Here is a 16,690-nt window from a genome sequence, read left to right on the forward strand (position 1 = left end):
AAATTTAGCTGCGTAACGGCTTAAGTTTACCTATCTAAGTTTTACTGCATTTAGTTTGTATAATTCTAGCGGTCAAGATGCCCGCACCACAAAGTTTAAGTAAATTGTGGTTATCAAATTTAGCTGGGTAACGGCTTAAGTTTACCTATCGCTGTTTTGGCAAATTCCAGATCCCCGAATTTTCTAAAAAGTCTGGGATCTGACGCTTTTTTTGGTGATCAAATTTGGGAAATTGTCTATCCTAGAGTTATACCTAAATTTCTAACTATAAAAGAATTTCTGGAAATACTTAATAATGCAAACAAATTGGCAAATAGGTTCTTTATTTGGGATTCCTTTATTTTTAGACCCCTTATGGTTTGTAATTTTGGGGTTAACAACTCTCAATTTTGGTTTAGCTTACCAACAATGGGGGACTGTCGCGGGTTGGGGTGCTGGTTTAATTATGGCACTGCTGTTATTTGTTTCCGTACTGCTGCATGAGCTAGGACATAGTTTGGTGGCACAATCCCAGGGAATTAAAGTTAATTCTATTACTTTATTTTTCTTTGGGGGAGTTGCGGCTATAGAAGAGGAATCAACAACTCCAGGTCTGGCTTTTCAAGTGGCCATCGCAGGTCCTGCGGTAAGTGTGATTCTATTTTTATTACTGCGTCTAATAGCGAGTGTAATTCCTGATAGTAACCTCTTGAATGAAATGACGGGAGATTTATCAAGAATTAACTTAGTTGTGGCTTTATTTAATTTAATTCCTGGTTTACCTTTGGATGGAGGCCAGGTTTTAAAAGCGGCTTTATGGAAAATTACGGGTGATCGCTTTCAAGCGGTACACTGGGCTGCTAGATCTGGGCAAATTTTAGGTTATACGGCGATCGTTTTGGGATTTGTGATTGATTTTTTAACTGGGGAATTAATCACGGGTTTATGGATTGTTTTGATTGGTTGGTTTGCAATTCGGAATGCTAACAGTTATGACCGTGTAACTACATTACAAGAAACTTTACTAAAGTTAGTAGCATCTGATGCCATGACGCGGAATTTTCGGGTAGTTGATGCTAATCAAACATTGCGAGAATTTGCTGATTCCTATCTTTTGGAAACCACTACATCTCAAGTTTATTTTGCTGCTGCTGATGGTCGTTATCAGGGTTTAGTGGCGATTAATGATTTGCGGACAATCCAAAGAAGCGAATGGGAAAATCAAACTTTGCAAACAATTGTTCAGCCTCTGAATACAATTCCTACGGTTGTCGAATCTACTTCTTTTGCTGAGGTAATTAAGAAATTAGAAACTGCACAATTATCTCAAATTACCGTTCTTTCTCCTGCGGATGCTGTTGCTGGTGTTATTGATAGAGGGGATATTGTTCAAGCATTAGCACAAAATTTAAATTTGCCAATTCCCTCATCGGAAATCAAGCGTATTAAAGAAGAAGGTAGCTTTCCTCCTGGATTACAATTGGGGGTAATAGCAAAATCTCTAGAAAAATAAAAGGCTCTTAGATACTTGTTATGAGAAGGGAACAGGGAACAGGGAACAGGGAAAAAATTAATTTTCTAGTTTTTTAATAAGACTAATAATCATTCTGCTTTCTTCTTTTAATACATTAAGAATCATTACTATGAGTCTACTGAGATTAGAAAAAACGGAAATCTGAATTGTTTTCTTGCTTGATATAATTCCCCACTCTTCTTTGACCTTTTGCACTACCTGTTTTAACGGTCTTGGTTCTTGTTTTACAAATTCTCTGATTTTTTCTTTTTGCTCTGTATTAAATTTTGATTTACATCCTCTACCTGGTTTATTATACAATCCAATCATACTATTTGGCTGAAAGAGGATTGATTTCTCGAATAAATATCATTTTAATTAGAAATTAGAATTAATATAAATACTCTTATATCTTAATATATTATGTTATTTATTTGTGTAATTAATTATCTCCAGGTACTTACCGCGTTTGATCTCAAACTGCTGTAAAATCCATCGTGTCGCTTATATCTCAGATATCACTGAGTTTTACGCTTCCTGGATACTCTTATAAAAAGAGGGTTGAAAGAAAGTACATTGTTGACATATCGCTTTGATATATCAATAAATGACATTAATTTTTCACTACCATTAAAACGACAACAATTAACCTAACGACACTAAATTGTCACCAATGACATATTATAACTAGTCACTATACAAAAAGTATGGACGGTATTGGACTCGAACCAACGACCCCATCGATGTCAACGATGTACTCTAACCACCTGAGCTAACCGTCCTTAATCCCATAGACTAATAACATATCACATAAAATATAATTTGTCAATCCCTAAAATCCAAATTTTATTCTACATATATCTAGTCAACTGTACCCGATAGCGATCCTTTTTTGTCACCGCAATTTCCCCAACTTCCAACCGACCTTTTCCCCGAATAGCGATTAAATCCCCTGTTTTCAATTGAGAACTGGCTTGAGTGACTTCCTTCCAATTGACACGCACATCATTGGAATCTATTAGATCTACCATTTTACTGCGGGACATCCCAAACCCAGCAGAAGCCACCGCATCTAACCGCAAAGAAGCTTCCACGGTTGTTAATTCTTTTTTCTTAGGTTCGCGGATTTTTAATTCGCTAATATCGATACGTTGAGTTCTCACTGGTACAGAGCGCACCTGTTTTAAACTCATCTCTAAAAATTCTCCCAATTCCGGGACAACAATCACCTGTGACCCTCTTTCCCCCAAGACAATCACATCTCCCGTTTTTTCCCGGACAATCCCCGTTCCCAACATTGCGCCTAAAAAATCCCGGTGATTTGCTGTATCAAATAGGAAATTACCGGCAATTTCCAAAGCCATGATAGCAACTTGAGACTGATCTAATGGTAAATCAGCACGAGCGATCGCCAGTCGTTGTCTTTCCGCTTGTGGATATCCCCCCCAGGCTACCGAATGCACCTCCGTTAAGCGGCTAAATACCCTTTGAATTTCCGCCAACTCCGGCGGAGACAAAAAATCTGTAAATACGACTTCCCAGGTCTTTATAGCCTGATCTGCTTGATCAATCACACGGGCGACAGTATCGCGGTTTTCAACACCTTTTAAAAGTTCTTCTCTAGGTAGCATGAATTTAGGATTTACAGGGGGCTGGGGGCTGACAACGGACAACGGACAACGGACAACGGACAACGGACAACTAACTAATTAGTTTCAGCATAACCTTGAATATTTTCTGGTTCAAACTGGCGTAAAATACGAGTAGCTTGACGGGTCAGAGTTTCCGAACCCTGAACCACAATTAAATACTTACCTGCATCTAAACGATTACGATAGGGTAAAGCATCACCACCTCCTTCAAATAAACCAACACCACCCCCCACAAATATACTACCCATAGCCCCACTACCAGCGCCCAAAATTCCGCCAATTACGTGATTACCGATTTCTCCAGCCCAAGCAAAGGTATCTAAACCAGTGATCAAACTGAAAGTGAAACCGGAAAAAAAGCCAAATGGTACTAACCAAATCGCCATTAATTTTACTTGTTTTTTCGCTTGTTCTTTGGGATCAATTAAACCAAATTCATCAGCACTTTTATAACCTCTACCAAGAATAGTGCCATTTATGCCTTCTTTTTCTAAAGCTAGATCAGCGGCTTCGGCTTGGATACGGTCTGATAATACAGCAACAAGATAATTCATCAATTTTAAAATTCAGGATTAATGTGACTTTAGCAAGTCCAAAGGCTCACAAAAACTATTCACACCTTGTTTAAGAATATAAATTAAAACGGGTGCAGCTAGACCTTGGGGAAAACTAGGTATTGTCCCTAGATGTTTAATTATCTCTTGAATTGACCCATTTAACAAGTCTTCTCGATGTTCTTGTTCACAAATTATAGCCCGCCATTTTTTGGCTAAAGCGTCTAACCATTCGGAATTTGTTTGTTCTGGTTGTTGTCCAGCTTTAATAGCCAGAGTCATTACCGCGTCTTCTAAATCTCCATCGCAGTCCTCTATCAAGTCTAATGTTTCCATTGCTTGAGGATCATCTACCATAAGGGAACGAAATTTTGCAATCTCTTGTGATGTAACTTTAGTCATGAGTTTTTGACTAGCCCGGAGTTTGAAAACTATTTTACAGCATTGGGTATTGGGTATTGGGGACTGGGAAAATAAATTCTTGCCCCCTGCTCCCTGCTTCCTGGCTTCTTACTTAACTCCTGACTCCTGTAATTGTTTCAAACCCCTAGATGTTACATATCTTTGTAACTCTGTCAAAGCACGATTGTAATCTAATATTGCTTTGACGCGATTTCCTTCCGACCGTGTCAGATCATTTAATGCGTTAATTACATCACTTTGAGTTCCTACACCTGCTTGGAATCTTAACCGCGCTAACCGCAAAGACTCTTTAGCTTGTTCTAAAGCCACATTGGAAGTTTGTACGTTTTCTAAACTTGATGCTTGGGTAGAGTATGCTTGTTCTACCTGGAAGCGGATTTGGTTGCGCTGTTCAGAAAACTGAGTTTCAGCGATCGCAATACTGGTTTTAGCTTGGGCTGCTCTTGCTGTTCCTGCTCCCCCACCATATAAATTAATGCTGGCTTGTAGTCCCAATGAATAACCATCGCTGACACTAGTTTGGTCATCAAACTGATCTAATAAGTTATATCTACCGACTAAGCTCACCTGAGGACCAGAAGAAGATAAAGCCTGTTTTATTTGTGCTTCACCAATTTTGCGCTGTGCTAGGTTTTGTTGTAGTTCAGGACGATTTTGATAGGCTGTAACAATACTTTGCTCTAGTGGATGCTGCCATAAACCCGCTAATTTTACAGGATCACCTGCACTAATACTCACTGACTGGGGTAAATTTAACAGTGGTGCTAACTTGCGGCGGGCAATTTGTTGTTGAGAGATGGCATTAGTTAGCTCTTGTTGAGAATTAGCTAGGTTTACCTGCGATCGCAATACATCAAAACGAGTACCTACGCCAGCTTTTTCTAAGGCCATGGCATCTTTTAAACTAGCTTGTGCGTTTTCTACTGCTGACTGAGAAATTCTGACATTTTCATCGGTTTGTTGGAGATCATAATATGCCCTAGATACATTTAGGCGAATTTCTTCTGATTGTCTTTCTACATCCAATTCTTGTACACGTATCCTTTCTTCAGCCTCCTGAATAGCGCCATTACGCCTACCAGAGGTATAAATATCATATTTTATCTGTGCAGTTCCGCTTAGTGTCGTATTGGATGGAGGATCACCGACTAAAGGATTTGTAGTTCTAGCTTGGTCAAACTGTAGTGTAGTTCCAACATTGCGACTATTGGTAACATCAGCACTCAAATCCACACTAGGAAATAAAGCCGCTTGGGCTTCACGTAAAACTGACTTACTCTGTTCTAGTCTTAACACAGACACCTGTAAATCATTATTATTCCGTTTAGCCAATTCCAGAGCCTGTGACAAACTAATGGGCTGATTTCCCCCCACTTTCACTTCCTCTACTTGCGTCGGATATAACAGCGGATTAGGGCTAGGATCTAACTGATTAGAAACATTAGAAATAACAGGTTGATTAGGTGCGGGTTGAACATTCTCCGCAGGAGGAGACGGAGGAGGAGTATTAGATTCAGAGGTAGTAGGAACTGTTGTTTGTGCTATCCAACCATGAGTATTTTGGGGTAAGCAGGTATGAGCAGCAAGTAGCAAAGCCGCTTGACTTTTTAGTTGTGTCTGTGAACAATTACTAGATTCTAGTAACTTTGCGACACTGATATCACCACTTAATGTAGGATTACTAGTAGCTAGTAAATTACCGTTTGATAGATCAGAAAAACTGACAAATCTATTCTCATCTTTTTCAAGGATTTTTCCGCCCTCAAGACTGAGATAATTGTCAGCGATGATTACAGGTAGACCCCGGTTACCAACAGGGCTGATAGGACCTTGACTGAAATAACTAGCGGGTAATAATCCTGAGTTACCTTTAACCTGAACTTTGGGCAGTAAGCTATTGTCCGTGAATAAATTTTCACTCTTAGTAGCAAGCAACACGCTAGAAGCAGAAGTTAGCTGTATCTCACCGACTTTCATAACACTAGCCCAAGCTGGCTGAGTTGTTAATACTGCTGCTGTAACACCTGGCAAGAAACAATGGAATAATTGCTGTCCTTTCACCGCATCCCCTCACACAAAAAATATTAATATAAGCGGTAGAGTACCCGTCTTCACCACAAAATATAGCACGATCTCAAGTTTTAAGCAGAAATATCGCACCATACCCTATTTTAAATGTCAGAATTCGGCTTATCTTCAAAACGTTTGACAATCTGAGAAAGTTCCGCCTTTTCGTCTACATTAACGCGGCTAGGTGCACCACTAATAATTCGCTCATAATTACGGAATGAATCTTTAATATCAGGTCCATCGGCCGTAATATTGTATTCACGGATTCCTTTATCATGCCACGAGCCGCGCATTTTAAATACGTTAATTGCCCGTGACATTTCTCCATGAATTTCTACATATTGTAATATCAAAATTGTGTCTGTAATTGTGGAAATATGGGAGTCAGTAATGGAATTAAAACCGAGAAATTGGTCTGTAGTATTGGTAAAAAAACCAGTAATTTCTTCTTGTTTAGCATAACCTGTAACACCAATTACAAACTGACGAAAGGCGTTATTACTCACACCTCTAGCCATTGCTGACAGTGAATCAATGGCAATGCGGGCGGGTTTAAAATGGGATATTTCTGATTTAATAATTTGTAAGTGATTTTCTAAACCAGTTGATTCAGGATAGGTACAAATTATTTTTAGTAATCCTTGATGTTCTAGTTCCTCAAAATTAATTCCCCAGGAATAGGCATTTCGAGAAAGTTGGGCGCGAGATTCTTCATAGGCAAATAATATTACTTTTTCACCATTAATGCAGCCATCTTCAATAAACTTACTAACTAATAAAGTTTTACCAGTACCTGTAGCTCCTGTTGCTAAAATAATCGAATCTTTAAAGAAACCACCTCCACACATTTGATCCAGAATTTTCACCCCAGAAGATACTCGCATATTAGAGGATCTTTGTGTTAATCGCATTGCTCCCAAGGGGAATATATTAACTCCTTCGTTGGTGATTGTGAAGGGATATTCACCTTTCATGTGGGTTGTTCCCCGTAATTTGAGAATTTCAATGGTTCGACGACGGCGTTCTCCTGCTAAAATGTTGCGAACAATAACTACATTGTCGGAAACAAATTCTTCAACGCCAAAAGATGCTACAGGACCATATTCTTCAGCCCGTTCAGTGGTAATGATTGTGGTGACATTCAATTGTTTCAACCGTGCTACTAAACGAAATATTTCTCGCCGGACTACGCCGATAGCTTCATATTGTTGAAATATGGCTGTCATTGAATCAATGGAAACTCTTTTAGCTTTGTATTTACGAATGGCATATTGTAACCGTTCAATCAGGGCAGATAAATCAAAATTACCGACTATATCTTGACCTTCAGGATCTGGAGAAGCGTCGAGAATAAATAATTTACCTTCATCAATTAAACCTTGTAAATTCCAATCAAAAATATGAGCATTTTTAATAATGTCATTGGGTGATTCCTCAAAGGTGACAAATACTCCTGGTTCGTCAAAGTAAGTGATGCCATGATAAAGGAATTGCAGTGATAATAAAGTTTTGCCTGTTCCTGAAGTCCCACTAACTAAAGTAGTTCTACCAACGGGCAATCCACCATGACTAATATCGTCAAAGCCCTCGATCATTGTGCGAATTTTTTCGACACCAATGGGTATTTTTTTTTGTTCAGGTTGCTCTTTTGTGGTCATGGTTTATCTAATATGGATATTCAACCCAGGTTTTTAAAATCAAGAAAGTTTTTAATTATTTTTAATAACTAAATAAATATACCAAGTTTCAGGTAAATAAATTCCCAAATTTACATCAATAAATAGCTACCTCCAGGAATTTACTCTTACCTTTTGCCTCCTGCATTTTGTATTATTCTTTTCTATTTTCTTCATTTAATTCTTCATAAAGTAGATCTAAACCAATTAACACTCTTTCTCTGTCTGTTAAATCACCAATAATTTTTCGCACAGGAGGTGGCAAAATTTTTGATAGTGTTGGTGTGGCAAGTATTTTATCTTCTTCAGCTAATTGGGGGTTCTTCAGGACATCAATTACTTTTAAGGCATAAACTCCTTGAAATTCTTCTTCTAAGATATTTTTGAGTGTTTTTAAAGCCCGCATTGAATTAGGGGTTTTTCCTGCTACATAGAGCTTGAGAACATAGGTTTTTTTAGCTTCATTCATACAATATAAACTCCTAAAAATATAGAGGTAAAAGATCAAAAATTGCATTCCTGATATACACATTTAAGGATGTAGATGTAATTTCTACTAGTATTTAACTGATTTTAGCAACAAAACAGCGATACACTTCACCAGGATGTGCCAAAATATCTATTAAGGTTAAGCGGTAATCTGTTTCATTGCTTCTGCCTTCTATCCTTAATTGTCTCGCAAATTTATCAATGATTTTCATCTGCATTTCTATAATTTGTGGTACAGGAATATTAGCATAACATAAGGCATTAATAAACTTATCAATTTTTTCGTGTAATGCTTTGTCACTAATAAAATAATTGATAATAATTTGCCAATAATCTGATTTAAGTTTTGCTAAAAGTCGCTGTTTTTCATTAGCATTCATATCCTGAAAAGTTGGTGACTTTTGCGATTTGCTAAAGCACAAGAAATAATTATCTTGATTAGCTGATTTTTGATTAGGGTTTTGTGGCTGACAATATATTGACTTGCAACTAATGATACTTATTCAGACTCAGTAATAAAACTGGTAAATTCTAAGACTTACGCATTTAACCCAGGGTAACAACTGAGGGAAGATGTGATTGACATATCTATCAGGGGATAGATGACAAAATTTCATTTATTGATAAGATACTTAAACGAATTTAAAGAATTGTGGCATTTTAAATCATTATAATTCCTCAAGGTTCTAAAACGAATCTTTAGAGTCATAATTATTGTTGTAGTTGTCACCATAAAAAAATGATGACTTTCAACACCAGTAGCAAGCTGGTAAGGACGGTTACTTGCCCAAGGTAGAAACGTCAATTGTCAGCAGAATCGCTAATAGCGTAGTGTGGCGTAGCCATTCTAAATATTCTTGAAGGATATTGCTTCAGGCTTGAAGACCATCTAAACCAAGTGCTGATGGTAATGCTGGAGTTGATCACAAGAAGAATGACCACCGAGGATTTATGTTATGCTACAGTACCCACTTTATGAACTTCTAGCAACTGTACCAATTTGCTTAGAAACAAAGACTTTAGCAACAGCACTGCACATTTTTACCAAAGAACAGTGCGATCGCTTAGTAATAGTTAATTCAAAGCAATGTCCCGTTGGTTTGTTGTACTCTGCTCGGTTAGTGCCACAATTATTGGCGACGGCCGCTGGTGACTACCCCTTAAATTTAGAACAACCACTTTCACAGGTAGAAAAATCCCTAATAGAACCAATACAGACCATTCCAGCCGCAGACAGTCTGGAAAAATTCAGCTTATCTTTAAAATACCAGAAAACTAAACAACAAAGAAGCTTAAATTGGGTGCTAGTTGACTCAAATGGTAAATATTTGGGAATCCTCGATACTTTACGCCTATTACAATTATTAACTGGGGGGAAAATTCCCATTAGTACCACCAGGGAAGAAATAGGTAACAATTGCCAAACTACTGACAAAGCTTTAATACCCCAAGAAAATAGGAAACAAGGACAACAACACCAACCGAAAATACACAAATCCATAGTCCATTTATTAGCTAGATTACCCTGGCCAATAATGTTACAAACAAATTATGGTGAAGTAATTACGCAAAATCCCGCTTGGTGGCAACAACTAGGAGTATTAAAAGATCCCGAAGGCATTAGGAAACAGGTAGAAACTATACTTACCCCAAAAGATGCTCCACAACACCAGAGACAAGGTATTTCACCGACAGGTTTTCCGCCTTACTCACCATCAATTTTACCATTTCTACAAGAATCACCCCTAACTATAAGTAGTGGTGCTGACCGCTGTATTTTAGATACGCAATTAGATATTTGTACTTGTGTTGTTGAAATTAAAACTGGTCAAGAACGGATTTGGCAGTTTGCAAAAGTCCCTTTAGATAGTAGTGAATTAAAAATTTGGGCTACGGATTTAGAACCAACACCAAATAGAGAAGAACTATGGCTAATATTAGCCACAGATGTAACAGAACAACAACAAATTTATAAAGAATTGGCGGCAAAAAATGCCGATTTAATTCAACTTAATCGCTTAAAAGATGAGTTTTTAGCTTGCATTAGTCATGAATTAAAAACACCACTAACGGCAGTTTTGGGACTATCTCGATTACTTGTAGATCAACAGTTAGGACAACTAAATGAGCGTCAAGCCCGCTATGCTGGGTTAATTCATCAAAGTGGCAGACATTTGATGAGTGTAGTTAATGATATTTTGGATTTGACTCGAATGGAAACGGGACAAATGGAACTCACTTTCACTCCAGTAAACATTCAGTCAATCTGTGAACGAGCTTTTTCAGATGTTAAAAATATTTATCATCAAACTTACAAAACTAAACAGTTATCGAAATCAGAAAATCAAAATTTATCTAACCACCAATTTAGCCTAGTTATTGAACCGGGTTTAGAACAAATGGTAGCAGATGAATTACGTTTGCGGCAAATGTTGGTACATTTACTTGCCAATGCCTTTAAATTCACAGAAATATCTGGAGAAATTGGTTTACGGGTAACCCGTTGGGAACGTTGGATTACTTTTACTGTTTGGGATACAGGAATTGGTATTCCTGAACAACAACAACATTTAATTTTTCAAAAATTCCAGCAATTAGAAAATCCGCTGACGCGCCAGTTTGAAGGAACGGGTTTAGGATTGGTCTTAACTAGAGCTTTGGCTCGTTTGCATGGTGGAGATGTGAGTTTCTTGTCTCGTGAAGGTAAAGGTAGTCAGTTTACTTTGCTTTTACCTCCCAGCCCCCCAAAAGCCAGTTTTAGTGACTCTGAAGATATAGTCCCAAAAAGGAGGGAAATGGATAATTATGCTGATGATAGTCTCAATAATTCCTCCCAATATCAATCTAATTCTTCCCAAAGATTGGTGTTAGTAGTAGAAGCAGTAACTCAATATATTGAGGAGTTAACGGAACAACTCAAAGGTTTAAATTATCGTGTGGTTATTGCTAGATCAGGAACAGAAGCACTAGAAAAAGCTCGACGTTTACAACCAAAGGCGATATTTTTAAATCCTTTATTACCTTTACTTTCTGGTTGGGATGTGATCACTTTACTGAAATCTGATGTTTTAACTCGGGACATTCATGTTATTATTACAGCTACAGCAACAGAAAAGGAACAGGCATTTACTAAACAAGCTGATAGTTTTTTAAGTTTACCAATCAAGGAACAATCATTGATATCATTGTTAGAAAAAATATCAATAACGACTGAATTTAAGCATTCAGGAATAGAAAATCAGGATATCAATCCGAAGAATATTTCTCTCCGAATTCTTAGGTTAATAAATCCAGAATTAGAAGCAATTAATCTTTATCCTTCTCTGCGAGAACATAGGGTAATTGAAGTAGATGATTTAGACCAAGCCGATTTATTAGCGCGAGTCTGGCAGTTTGATGTGATATTATTAGATATGCAAATTTCTACCGCTCGCACTTATCTAGAACAATTAACTAAATATGAAACATTGACCATGCTACCATTGGTAACTTGTGATGTTGCTACTACTTTGGCTGCTTCCCAAATACCAGGATTATCTGTATTTCCTTGTTTAAGTCCCTTAATTCAGGAAAATAATCATCAAAATTATCAACAAGATGCTTTATCATCTGTATTACAAATTGCTGCTGGTATTTGTTGTCCAATAAATATTTTAGTAGTAGATATAACTATGTTGAGTAATTTAACCAAAGAAAAACGCCAACCAATCAAAGATTATCAATCAGTTAACAATTCTGTTCTTAATTCTGAAGAAGAGCAAATTAATAAGGGATATGAATGGTTTCAAGCTTTAATTCAATATTTACAAACTGCTGGTTTTAGAGCTTCTATTCCTAGTTGTTGGTCGGAAGTTGTTCAACAAGTCAATCGTAAAAGTGTTGATTTACTTTTGATTTGCTTACACGAAACGGCAATTAATAAAGAAGTACAAAAAGCTATAGAATCATTGAGTAATATACCCTTTAAATTACCGCCAATTTTGGTACTTGACCAAAAATTAAATCAACAGAATTATGGAAATCTGGCAAAATCTCGGAAACAAAAATATACCTCCTCTGCAGAAACTGCGGTTCGAGAAATTGCTACCCAGATATTACCACATTCCATTTCCATGGAAGAACTATTAACTCATATAAATCAAGCTTTGGCTAAAATTTGATTTATTTAAGACAAGTTGAAATTTTCCTGTTTAGCTGTTTTCAAAGGAATGCGAATAAGACGATAAGCACCTTTGGTAGCTAGATTTTTATAACTATCAGGTGATAAATTCATTTCTCGAAATTTTCCCTCTTCAAGTAGGATTAATAATGATGGTGGTTTAGTTTTTTGGGATGCTTGCTTTTGAATATATTCTAGAGCTTGTTGGGAAAATTTGATGTAATTAACATTCTGCTGGCTGTAGAAAGTCACGGTAGGTTTTTTAAAACCTACCATAATTAATTCTTCATTGGCTTGTTTTGATTCAACAATTAGGGCTGATAATTCTCTCAGAGGCAGTTGACGCTGTTGGTCCATGATTAAAACAGCAGGTATTAAAGCAATAGTAAGAAAGGCTATAAATCCTACCAAATTAATGATGATGATCTGTCGGTAACAGTGTTTTAATATGAGAATAGCTAAGGTAACTGTAGATAATAACCAAATTATTCCCCCAGCTTTGAGTATGCCTGATTTCTCCATTTGTACGTATAATTCAGGAGCAGCAGGATCAGACCCTGCAATTTGGGTAAGGTTGAATAGGGCAATGGCAATAATAGTCAAAAAGACTACGTTTATCCAAGCACTGATACGTAAAGATTTAAGAGGAATTGGGGTGAAAGTAGGGAAAAGATCACTCCAGAATAATGCCACAAGTATGGCCGCGGCTGGCATTAAAGGTAATACATAACTGGGTAACTTGGTAACGGAAATTGTGAAAAAGGCAAATACACCCAGAAACCATAAACAGGCAAATAAACCTAACTGTTGCGAACGTTCTTGTTTTAACCAGTGCGATCGCTGCCAAAATTTTACTCTAGCTAGGGACGCAGGGATGTATACTGCATAAGGGGCAAAGCCCAGCAATACGACTAAAAAGTAAAAATACCAGGGGGCTGAGTGACCATTCACAACTTCGGTAAACCGTTCTAAATTGTGATAAACAAAAAAGGCGTTAATAAAATTCCAGCCATTGCGCCAAGTTACCAAAATATACCAAGGAAGTGATAACCCTAAAACTATGCCCATACCCAAAATTGGGCGCATTTCCCGCCAAAGTTCCCAAAATTTCCCCACATACAAGGCAAAGGCAATCATAATTAATCCTGGTAAGACAATGCCTACGGGACCTTTAGTTAATATTGCCCCAGCAATTAAAACATAACAAGCTAGATACCATTGATTAGGAAGTCGCCAATTAGCAATGAAGATGGAAGTGTTATTATGAGCATATCCTAGGAAAAAACATAATAAGCTTGAACCTATACAGCCGGTGAGTAACATATCAGAAACCCCGGTTCTTCCCCAAGCAATCATTTCCGGGTTGAGTGCCATTAAAGCCGCAGCTATAGCCGCTGTCAAGTAACGTCTGGGTAAGTTGCTAACTTGTTCTAATTCGTCTTTTTTGGCAAAATACCATTGCACAGTATAAAACGCCAAGGCAATTACACTCATTGCGGCTAATACTGAGGGGATACGGGCGGACCATTCATTCACCCCCATAATAGAGTAAGCGATGGCTTGACACCAATAAATCAAAGCAGGTTTATCAAAGCGAGTTTCACCATTAAAAAACGGCGTAATCCAATCACCAGTAACTAGCATTTGTCGGGAAGCTTCCGCAAAAAGTGGCTCAGTTTCATCAATTAAGCCCACATTGCCCAAATTCCAGCCAAAGGCTATCCCACCAATCACCAATAACCACAGGGACGAAACAGCTACAGCCAGGACTGGGCGCTGTTCTAAATTATTGAACCACTGATCAAGAATTTGCCGAGGAACACTAAATTTTATACTCATGAATTCATACTTCCAGACTGGGAAATCCTGTCCTGCCCATAGACAATAAACAGTTTACAAGGGAATAACCTATCACCTATCTTGTAACACCAATTGCCATTCTTGAGTTTGAGGATTCCATTCAGGGGAGGACGTTTCTCCTACAACATAGGGACCCCAATAGCGTCGAGAACCATCTTGGGCAAAGGCCACTAAAATATCACCTTTCTTTAGTCTTAAATTAGCTTGAGGTAAAGATAAGACTAGCCCCCTCTCGTTGCCTTCTTGGGGAGCGAAATCCCAATGGGCTGGAATACTAGATTTATTTTTATTGACAGTGGCACTTTTTGAAGATGATTGTCTGGCTAATAATGCTAGACGGACAGGTTGTGTAGTTTTGTTGCTCATGCGAAGTGAGCCAGCGACCTTGGGTTTACTATCTGAATTAACCTGATAGTCTACAACTGTGGGCTGATTTTTCTGTGAACTTGATTCTACTGACGCATTTCTTGTACTATCTAAGTTAATTTGATCTCTATTTTCGCCAGTATTGGTGATCATCTGTCCAGTTGTTTCTGGATTTTTAGGCTCAAAAGATATTCTCATATCTAAGCATCCTGTGATGATCCCCATAAATCCCAAAGTCCAAAAAGCGATAATGAAGTGACGAGACGGATACAGAAGGTTTTTCATCATGATATAGATTTAGAAATAAGATTTTTTGTAGACAAACTCAATGATTTTCCAGGAAATTAGAGTAATTTACTGAGATTTTATAACAGTAAATTATCTAGGTTCACAAAATTAAACTGATTTTTTCTCCCCCGCTTTTTGTTCTCTGTCACTATGCAGAATACTCGTCTGAACAAGTTGTTAGTCACAATTTATAGAAGCTTGAGCGAATGGTTTCTTAATCCTTGGCGGCGCTTATCCCTAATACTAATTAGTTTTTTGTTTGGCTTTTTTTTGGGGTCTGCAGTATCAACAACTGCTGGACAAAAGGCAGAATTAGACATTGTGGTGGCTGGATTTTTGGTTTTACTAACTGAAATTACTAGTAGGATATTTTACAGCCGCAGATTCTTCGCTTACCAAGTATTTTGGGTGGAAATACTTAATTGTCTCAAGGTTGGTTTTATCTATAGTCTCTTTCTAGAAGCTTTGAAGCTGGGTTCTTGATTTTATGAGTAATGAATGGCTAGGTAAAATTTTGACAACGGACACATCTTGGCAAGTATTAGCACAAGCCTCAGCCTTGGCAAATCCAATACAGGCTAAGGTGTTTAATATTACTTCTGATAATGTGGTTGAACGTATACAAGGAAGGGGGGATTTACTGAAGTTAGTTTTCCCTGATTTTAGCCAATTTTGTCAAATTACCCTAAAAACTGAACCCCAAGCCCTGTTAAGGCCATTGTGGGATTTATGGCTACCTTTGGGAGTCCAAATTGCCACAAAACATAAACTGCTAGGTAAACCTTTTGTCCAGGGGATTTTAGGCTCACAAGGAACTGGTAAAACTACCATCTGCAAAATACTGGGTTTGATTCTCCAGCAGTTGGGATACCGGACTTTAAGTTTGTCTTTGGATGACTTATACAAAACCTATAATGACCGCTTGGCTTTAACACAGCAAGACTCCCGTTTGCTTTGGCGTGGTCCGCCGGGAACCCACGATATTCACCTAGCTCTAAGTGTACTCGATCAGGTTGCTCAAGGCAATAGTCCTGTCATAGTTCCTAGATTTGATAAATCTGCTTATGGGGGTGCTGGCGATCGCACTACTCCTGAATATATCACAAATTCTGTGGATATTGTTCTGTTTGAAGGTTGGTTTGTGGGTGTGAAACCAATTCACCCCAGAGCGTTTTTAACTGCACCACCACCGATTATTACAGATGCAGATAGACAATTTGCCGCTGATATGAATGCTCAACTTAAAAATTATTTACCACTTTGGGAAAGATTGAATAGTTTAATAGTTCTTTATCCCACAGATTATCGTTATTCTTTAGTATGGCGAAAACAAGCGGAAAAAGAAATGATTACTACTGGTAAATCAGGTATGAATGAATTAGAAATAGAGGAATTTGTGAATTATTTTTGGCGTTCTTTACATCCAGAATTATTTATTGATCCTTTAATTCAATCATCATCTGTTGATTTAGTAATTGAAATTAATGCTGATCATAGTTTTGGTAAGTTTAGATCCCCGACTTTTTGAAATGAACCACTCCAGGCACAGAGATCACGGAGGTAGAGAAAGGAGATATTTACACTTTTATTATCAATCTGCTGGTATGTACTTGAATGGATAAATTTTAGCCCCCTCCTCTCTTGTGGGGTGGGGGTTGGGG

General features: G+C 37.7%; 14 protein-coding genes and 1 tRNA gene. 4 read left to right on the plus strand and 11 right to left on the minus strand.

The features are described 5' to 3' along the window. Positions 1–295 precede the first annotated feature (295 nt). A complete protein-coding gene (locus tag H6G44_RS05390) occupies positions 296–1,492 on the plus strand; it encodes a site-2 protease family protein (protein ID WP_190387029.1) in 1,197 nt (398 codons plus the stop codon). Positions 1,493–1,549: 57 nt separating this feature from the next. Here H6G44_RS05390 and H6G44_RS05395 read toward each other — a convergent pair whose 3' ends face one another. From H6G44_RS05395 to H6G44_RS05435, 9 genes are all read right to left on the minus strand, one after another. After that, positions 1,550–1,822 (minus strand): helix-turn-helix domain-containing protein, encoded by a 273-nt coding sequence (locus H6G44_RS05395; RefSeq protein ID WP_190387030.1) that lies wholly within the window; start codon positions 1,820–1,822, stop codon positions 1,550–1,552. A gap of 378 nt (positions 1,823–2,200) precedes the next feature. Beyond that, positions 2,201–2,274: transfer RNA gene (locus H6G44_RS05400), tRNA-Val, on the minus strand. A gap of 69 nt (positions 2,275–2,343) precedes the next feature. After that, entirely contained in the window at positions 2,344–3,123 is a 780-nt protein-coding gene (locus H6G44_RS05405) for a photosystem II S4 domain protein (RefSeq protein WP_190387031.1), read from the minus strand. Between the two features lie 74 nt (positions 3,124–3,197). Next, complete coding sequence (locus H6G44_RS05410) at positions 3,198–3,698, minus strand: hypothetical protein (RefSeq protein ID WP_190387032.1); 501 nt, start codon at positions 3,696–3,698, stop codon at positions 3,198–3,200. Between the two features lie 18 nt (positions 3,699–3,716). Beyond that, on the minus strand, positions 3,717–4,100 hold the full coding sequence (locus H6G44_RS05415) for a hypothetical protein (protein WP_190387033.1): 384 nt from the start codon (positions 4,098–4,100) through the stop codon (positions 3,717–3,719). Positions 4,101–4,208: 108 nt separating this feature from the next. Then, positions 4,209–6,182 (minus strand): TolC family protein, encoded by a 1,974-nt coding sequence (locus H6G44_RS05420; protein ID WP_190387034.1) that lies wholly within the window; start codon positions 6,180–6,182, stop codon positions 4,209–4,211. A gap of 110 nt (positions 6,183–6,292) precedes the next feature. Further along, the gene (gene kaiC, locus H6G44_RS05425) at positions 6,293–7,849 is read right to left on the minus strand and encodes a circadian clock protein KaiC (protein ID WP_190387035.1); all 1,557 of its coding nucleotides are present in this window, start codon (positions 7,847–7,849) and stop codon (positions 6,293–6,295) included. Between the two features lie 172 nt (positions 7,850–8,021). Then, positions 8,022–8,336, minus strand: a complete 315-nt coding sequence (gene kaiB / locus H6G44_RS05430; RefSeq protein ID WP_190387036.1) for a circadian clock protein KaiB — start codon at positions 8,334–8,336, stop codon at positions 8,022–8,024. Between the two features lie 94 nt (positions 8,337–8,430). Further along, entirely contained in the window at positions 8,431–8,736 is a 306-nt protein-coding gene (locus H6G44_RS05435) for a circadian clock protein KaiA (protein ID WP_311138779.1), read from the minus strand. 576 nt (positions 8,737–9,312) lie between these two features. Between H6G44_RS05435 and H6G44_RS05440 the strand changes: the two genes are divergently transcribed. Beyond that, the gene (locus H6G44_RS05440) at positions 9,313–12,516 is read left to right on the plus strand and encodes an ATP-binding protein (protein WP_190387037.1); all 3,204 of its coding nucleotides are present in this window, start codon (positions 9,313–9,315) and stop codon (positions 12,514–12,516) included. 5 nt (positions 12,517–12,521) lie between these two features. On the opposite strand, the gene H6G44_RS05445 is transcribed toward H6G44_RS05440, so the two are convergent. After that, positions 12,522–14,354 (minus strand): ArnT family glycosyltransferase, encoded by a 1,833-nt coding sequence (locus H6G44_RS05445; RefSeq protein ID WP_190387038.1) that lies wholly within the window; start codon positions 14,352–14,354, stop codon positions 12,522–12,524. Positions 14,355–14,426: 72 nt separating this feature from the next. Then, positions 14,427–15,026: a hypothetical protein gene (locus H6G44_RS05450; protein WP_190387075.1), complete on the minus strand. Its 600-nt coding sequence runs from the start codon at positions 15,024–15,026 to the stop codon at positions 14,427–14,429. 153 nt (positions 15,027–15,179) lie between these two features. On the opposite strand from H6G44_RS05450, the gene H6G44_RS05455 reads away from it, so the two are divergent. Together H6G44_RS05455 and H6G44_RS05460 are read left to right on the plus strand one after the other, a co-directional pair. Then, entirely contained in the window at positions 15,180–15,512 is a 333-nt protein-coding gene (locus H6G44_RS05455; RefSeq protein ID WP_190387039.1) for a DUF565 domain-containing protein, read from the plus strand. Between the two features lie 4 nt (positions 15,513–15,516). Continuing rightward, positions 15,517–16,557, plus strand: coding sequence for a glycerate kinase (locus H6G44_RS05460; RefSeq protein ID WP_190387040.1), 1,041 nt, complete (start codon positions 15,517–15,519; stop codon positions 16,555–16,557). Positions 16,558–16,690 lie beyond the last annotated feature (133 nt).

Origin of the sequence: Aphanizomenon flos-aquae FACHB-1287 (genome assembly GCF_014698755.1) — a bacterium.
Taxonomy (GTDB): Bacteria; Cyanobacteriota; Cyanobacteriia; order Cyanobacteriales; family Nostocaceae; genus Dolichospermum; species Dolichospermum flosaquae.